Source organism: Dactylosporangium sp. NPDC005555 (assembly GCF_040605635.1).
Taxonomy (GTDB): Bacteria; Actinomycetota; Actinomycetes; order Mycobacteriales; family Micromonosporaceae; genus Dactylosporangium.
Genome location: NZ_JBEXDG010000028.1, coordinates 123,252 through 130,341 on the forward strand (window position 1 = coordinate 123,252; position 7,090 = coordinate 130,341).

Annotated in this window: 4 protein-coding genes and 1 pseudogene; 2 read left to right on the forward strand and 3 right to left on the reverse strand. The window is 74.7% G+C overall.

The genetic code is table 11. The features are described from left to right. Positions 1-112 precede the first annotated feature (112 nt). Positions 113-2,608: a cellulase family glycosylhydrolase gene (locus tag ABZS58_RS28925; RefSeq protein WP_354786371.1), complete on the forward strand. Its 2,496-nt coding sequence runs from the start codon at positions 113-115 to the stop codon at positions 2,606-2,608. 176 nt (positions 2,609-2,784) lie between these two features. Further along, positions 2,785-3,528, forward strand: coding sequence for an SGNH/GDSL hydrolase family protein (locus ABZS58_RS28930; protein WP_354786372.1), 744 nt, complete (start codon positions 2,785-2,787; stop codon positions 3,526-3,528). A 37-nt stretch (positions 3,529-3,565) separates the two neighbouring features. Here ABZS58_RS28930 and ABZS58_RS28935 read toward each other — a convergent pair whose 3' ends face one another. The 3 genes and pseudogenes from ABZS58_RS28935 to ABZS58_RS28945 all read right to left on the reverse strand — a co-directional run. Further along, positions 3,566-4,807 (reverse strand): MFS transporter, encoded by a 1,242-nt coding sequence (locus ABZS58_RS28935; RefSeq protein WP_354786373.1) that lies wholly within the window; start codon positions 4,805-4,807, stop codon positions 3,566-3,568. A 79-nt stretch (positions 4,808-4,886) separates the two neighbouring features. Continuing rightward, a complete protein-coding gene (locus tag ABZS58_RS28940) occupies positions 4,887-5,891 on the reverse strand; it encodes a LacI family DNA-binding transcriptional regulator (protein ID WP_354786374.1) in 1,005 nt (334 codons plus the stop codon). Positions 5,892-6,125: 234 nt separating this feature from the next. After that, positions 6,126-7,090 (reverse strand): annotated as a pseudogene (locus tag ABZS58_RS28945) (hypothetical protein); the annotation flags it as partial.

Sequence of the window (7,090 nt, forward strand, 5' to 3'; positions counted from 1 at the left end):
TCAAGTATCGGCACACGTCACTGCCGGGGGCAACCTGTGCGTGGCCGGGGGGCTGACAAAACGTCGAACGCGAGCCACACTCGCGTCTACCATGCCTGCCACTTCACCCCTCATGACCATCCGACGGATCTGGGCAGCGCCGCAGGGTCGCGCCGCCGCGACCGTCGTCGCCGTGCTCGTCGTCGTGGTCGCGGTCGGTGCCGCGTCGGATCCCTCGGGTCTGCTCGCGCCGGTCGGCGGCCGGGGGGTGCCCCTCGCGGGCGGCGGCAGTCCCTTCCGCTGGGCACCCCTGCTGGTCGGGCTGCCGGTCCTCCTGGCCGGCGCGGCAGTTCCGGTCCTGCTCGCCGGCCGGCGGTCGACGGCCCGGTGGGTGTTCGCCGCCGCCTGGGTCGCGACCGTCGGCGCGAGCGCCTGGGCGAGCGCCGCGAGCGGCTTCGTGTCGACGGTGCCGCTGCTGGGTCGGCACCTGTCAGCCGGTTCGGCGCTGCGGTACTCGGTGAGCGTGAGCGGCTTCGCGGCGTTGAAGTACGTCGTCGTCGGCGCCGTGGTCGCGGCCTGCGCGGCGCTCGCCTTCCGCGCCGGCCCCGCGGCCCCTTCCCCCGCCCAGCCCATGGTCAGGCCCCTGGAGGCGCGGGCGCTGCTCGCCGTGTTCGTCGTTGCCGCGCTCGCCGCGGCAGGACCGGCGGCGCCGTGGTGGCGCGGCGGCCCGGTCGGGTACGCGTTCACGGGATTCCTCGTCGCCCCGACCGCCGCCGCCGGCGTGCTCGGACTCCTCCTCGGCACGGCCGTGTTCCTCGCCGTCGTCGCGGCGGCCGTCCGTGCAATGGGGCGGCGGCTGCCCGGCTCCGCCGGCGTGACCGTATGGCTGGCCTGCGTGGTCGCCGGCGCCGGCCTCGGCATCGTCGACGCGGCCGTCGCTCCGCTGTCCGACCGCATCTCCGGCGCCGGGCCGGACAGCTGGTGGATCAGCACCACGCTGGTCAGCGTCGCGACCGGGCTCAGCTATGGTGCCGCGGTCGGTCCGGCGGCGGCCCTCCTGCTCACGCTCGGCTCGCGGTGGCTGTCCACGCGGCCGAGGCTGGGCGCCCTCGCGGTGGCCGGGGTGCTGCTGCTCGCGCTCGCGCCCGTCATCGGCGCACCAGTGCGACCAGGACCGCCGCCCTTCACCCCGGCCGCGGGATCCGGCGGGATGCAACGGCTGCTGGTGCACCCGGCGCCCGGCCCCGGCGGGCCGGCCACGATCGGCGACGTCACCGGCCGGCAGGTGATCCTGCGGGGCGTCAACGTGAACCAGTTGATCGACTACCACCTGCGGGATCCGGCCGTACCGGCGACGCAGCCGCTGACCGACGGTGACTTCGCCCAGATGGCGGCGATGGGCTTCAACGTGATCCGGCTCGGCATGTCGTGGTCGCGGCTGGAGCCCGAGCGGGGCACATTCGACCAGTCGTACCTCCGCGAGATCCAGGCGGCGGTCGCCGGAGCCAAGACACACGGGATCTACACCGTGCTCGACATGCACCAGGACGCGTGGGGCAACGCCCTCGCCAGGCCGTCCGAGCGGTGCGGCGGCGCCACCACACCGACCACCGGCTGGGACGGCGCACCGGCCTGGGCGACGATCACCGACGGCACGGCACACTGCCAGTTCCTGGCCCGGGACCTCGCGCCCGCAGTGGCGACGGCGTTCGGCAACCTGTACTCCGACCGGGACGGCATCCAGACCGAGCTCGTCCGCACCTGGGCGTTCGTCGCCCGCGCCTTCGCCGACGAACCCGCCGTCGCCGGCTACGACCTGCTCAACGAGCCCGGCATCGGGCCGAACCCGCCGACCAGTTCAGGGCTGCTGCTGGGCCGGTTCTACGACGCCGCCATCACCGCGATCCGCGAGGCCGAGGACGCCGCCCGGGGGTTTCCCCACATCGTCTTCTTCCAGCCGAGCGTGCTGTGGTCCGGCCTCGGCTTCGACGTGACCCCACCACCCGGGTTCACCGCGGACCGGCAACTGGTGTTCGCCCCGCACCCGTACAGCGAGTCCATCAGCATGGACCAGAGCCTGGGCCTGACCATCGCGTCGATCGAACGGAACCTCACCGTGTCGGCCCGCGCAGCCGCCGCCTACGGCGCCGCTCTGTGGCCAGGCGAATGGGGCTGGTTCGGCGACCCGGCGGCCGACGGTGTCAAGGTGCGGCGCTTCGCCGAAGCCCAGGACCGGCTCGGCATCGGCGGCGCGTTCTGGGTGTGGCGGCAGGGCTGCGGCTCACCGGAGACCGGCACCGACGCGGCCACCTCCGGCAACCTGGTCGCGGTCGACTGCCGTACGGGTGCGTCGATCCCGCCACCCGCACCCTTCGCCGCACCGTTGGCCCGGGCCTTCCCGCGCGCGTTCCCCGGCCGGTTGGACGCACTGACGGCGGGCCCGGACCTGCGGGTCACCGCGACCGCCGCGCCCGACCCGGCGAACTGCCGGCTCGACATCTGGTTCCCCGGCGCGACCGCGCCGAGCCTGCGCACCACGGGCGTGCGCGACGCATCCGCCGAGCAGGTGCCGGGCGGCTGGCGGATCACCGGCTGCGCGAGCGGCGCCTACTCCGTCACGGCCACCTGACCAGGTCCTGCCAACGACAAAAGCGTCGTCGCCGCCTTCGCCTTGGACACGAACGGCGACGGACCCGCGAACGTGAGCTGCCCGCCGATGCACCGGCGGTTCGTGCGACTGCGACGTAGCCCGCAGGTCGACGACCCGGCCTGAACCGCGGAGATCGAGTCAGTATCGTCGGGCGCATGCGGTACGTGGCGATCGGCGACAGCTTCAGTGAGGGCATGGGTGACGAGCGGGCGGACGGCACGCCCCGCGGGTGGGCCGACCTGGTCGCGGCCGCGCTCATCGCTGACGACCCGCGCTGGCAGTACGCCAACCTGGCGATCCGGGGGCGGCTGCTGGAGCCGGTCGTGACCATGCAACTGGACGCCGCCCTCGCGATGTCGCCGCCGCCGACGCTGGTGTCGCTCAACGGCGGCGGCAACGACATGATGCGCCGCGGCGCGGACCTGTCGCGCCTCGTGCGGCTCATCGAAGGGGCGGTCGAGCGCTGCGCCACGGCCGGCGTCCGCCTCATGGTCCTCAGCGGCGCCGACCCGTCGGACCACCTGCCGCTCGGCCGGGTGCTGCGCCGCCGGGCCGGGCAGCTCACGCAGGCCGTGCGGGAGCTGACCGAGCGCCACGGTGTGCTGTTCGTCGACTGCTTCGGCGACGCCGAGCTCCGCCGATCCGGGTACTGGTCGGCGGACCGGCTGCATCTCAACGCCGCCGGTCACCGCCGCGTCGCCGGGCTCGTTCTCGCCGCCCTGGGTGTCGCCGGCGCCGAGCACCGCATCGGCGACGGCCCCGCCGGGTCGCGCGGGCTGATCGTCCAGGCGCGGTACTACCGCCAGCACGTCCTGCCGTGGGTGCTGCGCCGGGCCCGTGGCCGCTCCTCCGGCGACGGACGCACCGCCAAGTACCCGGGATGGACCAGCGTCACCTGAGCGCGACGGCCCATCAGCGGCCGGCGCGCTGCCGCTGCTACGCCGCCGCTTCAGCCATCGACGTGCGACGGGTCTGGTGCATGACGGCCAGGCCGGCGGTGGCGGCGAGGGCGAGCGCCGCCGGGATGAGGAACACGTGGGGCAGGCCGGCGGTGGCGACGCCGAGGCCGCCGCCCAGGCCGCCGAGGGCTGAGCTGAGGGCGCTGGAGCTGAGGAAGACCGCCGATGCGGTCGCGACCGCGGTGGGAAGCAGGCGTTGCGCGACGAGGATGCCGAGGGTCATGAACACGGCCCAGACACCGCCCATGAGGGCCTGACCGAGGAGCAGTCCGGCGGCGGCACCGGTGGCGGCGAAGCAGACGTTCGCGGCGACGGCGAGCGCGGCGGCGACCGCCATGAGGCGCATGGTCCCGATCCTGCGGGCGGCGATCACGGCGACCGGCATGAGCACCAGCTCGACGAGCGGTTGGATGCCGATGACCGCGCCGCTGAGCGCGGGGTCGAGGTGCAGGACGTCGTTCATGTAGATGGGCAGGTAGGCGTATTTGATCGGCTCGCCGGCGTAGACCAGGACGTACAGGCCGGTGAACGCGAGCAGCGGCACCATCGCCGCGAGCGGCGGCCGGCGCCGGTCGTCGGAGGGCGATGCGCCCGGGCGGTGGGCGGGCGGTGTGCGCAGCGTGCCGAGGGGGACGACCTGGGCGAGGGTGCACACGCCGGTCACGACGAGCACGGTGCGCAGGTCCACCGCGGCGGCCAGGAACGACCCGGCGACCGGGCCGACGACCCAGCCCGCGGTGAGGGCCATCCGGACGATGGCGACCACGCCGTCGTTGCCGCGGTCCGGGTGCCGGGTCGTCTCGTCGTGGACGGCGGCGAACAGCTGTGAGATCGCGGCGCCGGCAAAGCCGAGCACGAGAGCGCTGATCGCGAACGGCATCCACAGCTGGGTGGAGTACGCGATGCCCAGCCAGCCGAGGAACCCGGCGGCGGCGCAGAGCCGGAACAGGCCCAGCCGCCCGCCGGTGCGGTCCGAGCGGGCGCCGACCAGGTAACCGGCGACCGGTGCGGTCAGGTTGGTCAGGTAGAACAGGCCGGCCGTGGGCAGCGAACTGCCGAGGTCGTCGACCAGGAACCTGGCGATCTGCGGGGCCGCCGCCGAGACCCCCACGCCGGACAGGAACAGGGCGATCGTCGCCCCGCGGAACAGCGGCGAGGCCAGCACCAGCCGCAGCGGCGCGTGCGCCGGCAGGGTGGTCGCCTGTGCGGTGTCTTCCATCGGTCGTGCTCCTGTCTCCACATGTCGATCCGTCGAGGGACCGGACGGTAGACGCGAGAGCGCTCCCAGTACCAGGGTCTCAGCCGGCACTCTGGCGGAGCACCAGCTCGACCGGGAACCGCTGCCGGTGTCCGGCCGGGACCGTGTCCTGCAGCAGGAGCCGGGTCGCGGCCGCGGCCATCTGCTCCACCGGGACCCGCATGGTGGTCAGCGGCGGATTGGCGCACACCGCGGCGATGCTGTCGTCGAAGCCGACCACGCTGACGTCCTGCGGCACGCGGCGGCCGGTCGCGGTGACGGCCTGCACGACACCGGCGGCCATCAGGTCGCACGCCACGAACATCGCGTCGACCGCGGGGTCCCGGGCCAGGATCCGGTGCGCGGCCCGGTAGGCGTGCTCCCGGCGGAAGTCGCCGACGTCGCCGATCTCCGGCAGCCCGAACGCCGCGACCGCCCGCGCATAGCCGGCGCGGCGGTCGATCGCGCACGCGTTGTCGTCCGGGCCGTGCACGGCGGCGATCCGCCGGCGCCCCAGCCGGTGCAGGTGCTCGACGGCCGCGGCGGCGCCGCCGATGTTGTCCACCTCGATCGCGGGCACCGGCGCCGCCGTCGCGACCAGGGACACCACCCGTCGGCAGCGCCGGTGGAACCGCGCCGCCAGGTCCGGGGTGACCTCGGCCAGCACCGCGCCGACGGTCGCCTTCGCCGCCAGCGCGTCCAGCATCCGCGTCGCGTCGTCCGGCGTCACCTGATGGACGTGGACCTGGACGTCGAGCGGGTCCAGCACGGACGTCACGCCCACCAGCACCCGGCTGAAATACGGGTGCGTGCCCATCCAGCCGTCGGCGGGGGCGGGGGTCACGGCCACGACGTCGACGGCCCGCGGCCGCCCCGACGCCAGTCCCCGCGCGGTCTGGTCGGGCACGAACCCGAGCTCGGCCACCACGCCGCGGACCCGTTCACGCACCGGCCCGGACGCCCCGGGCAGATTGTTGATCACCCGTGACACCGTCGACCGGGACACCCCGGCCGCCCTGGCCACATCCTCGATCGTCAGCTTGGACCTGCTCGGGACACCTTTCACCCGTCCATCATCGTCCACCGGTCCTGTTCACCCGTCCGGACCATGTCGCCTGCGTGACAACCGGTATCTCCCGGGAGCGGCGAGGAGTCGGCATGCAGGTAGGTCTGGACGACGGTGGAGGGGATCCCTGATGGTGCTCCCACGGCCGGCTCTGAGCCGGTCCGCTCCGGCGGCGGCACCCCCGGTCGCCGCCGGAGCAACCCACCGCGACCGATCGACTGTCCGGCCGCGGTCTCAGGGGCGGCCGAGCACGAGTGCCGTCACCTCGTCCGGCACCACATCGGCGGGCAGCGGCGTGATCCGGCGGACCGTGCCGTCGAGCCCGATCACGGCCACGTCGCCGGTGCGCACCATGGCCAGCTCGTCCACGCCTGTCCAGTACACCACCCTGGCATCGACCGGCAGCGGGAGCACCGTCCTGCCGGTCGCGAGGTCGAGCACGGCGGCCCGCCCGTTCTCGGCGACGACGACGTGGCGGCCGTCCGGCGACCAGGAGCGGCTGCCGGGCACCGCGCCGGGCACCGTGTCGCCGGTGCGGGCACCGGTCGCGGCCGAGTACACGATCGTGCCGGCGTCGATGTCCTTCTGCGTGAGCTCGGTGCCGTTGGGCCGCCAGCCGGGCGCGCACTGCTCGAAACACACGATGTCGGGGCCGACCGTCTTGGCGACGGCCGTTCCGGCGTCGGCGACCGCCATCCGGATGCCGTCCGGCCCGGTGCCGTCCGTCGCGTACACCAGGCGCGTGCCGTCCGGCGACCAGTCCGGCGCGCCGCTGACGATCTTCGCCCCGGTGACCCACCGCACCTGGCCGGTGGCGACGTTGAGGATGCCGACCCGCTGACCGTCGACGACCGCGGCGAGGTCGCCGGCCGGCGCCGGGCGGACGGTGCCGAACTGCACGGTCCGGTAGGTGCCCTTGCTCCGGTTGAGGACCAGGGTGCCGTTGCGGGCCGGCGCCACCACGATGACGAGGCCACCGCCGACGTCCACCGGTCCCGCGCCGAACTTCGGTGTCGGCCCCGGGCCGGCCGGTGGCAGAGACGCCGCCGGTGACGGGCTGACCGGCACCGCGCCTGACGCCGGCGTGACCGGCGCGGCGGGCGTGACCGGTGCCGGCGGGTCGCCGGGCAGCACGGCGTAGGGGACGGCGAGCGCGCCCACCGCCGCGCCCTGACCGGGCTGGCCGGGGTGGCGGCGGT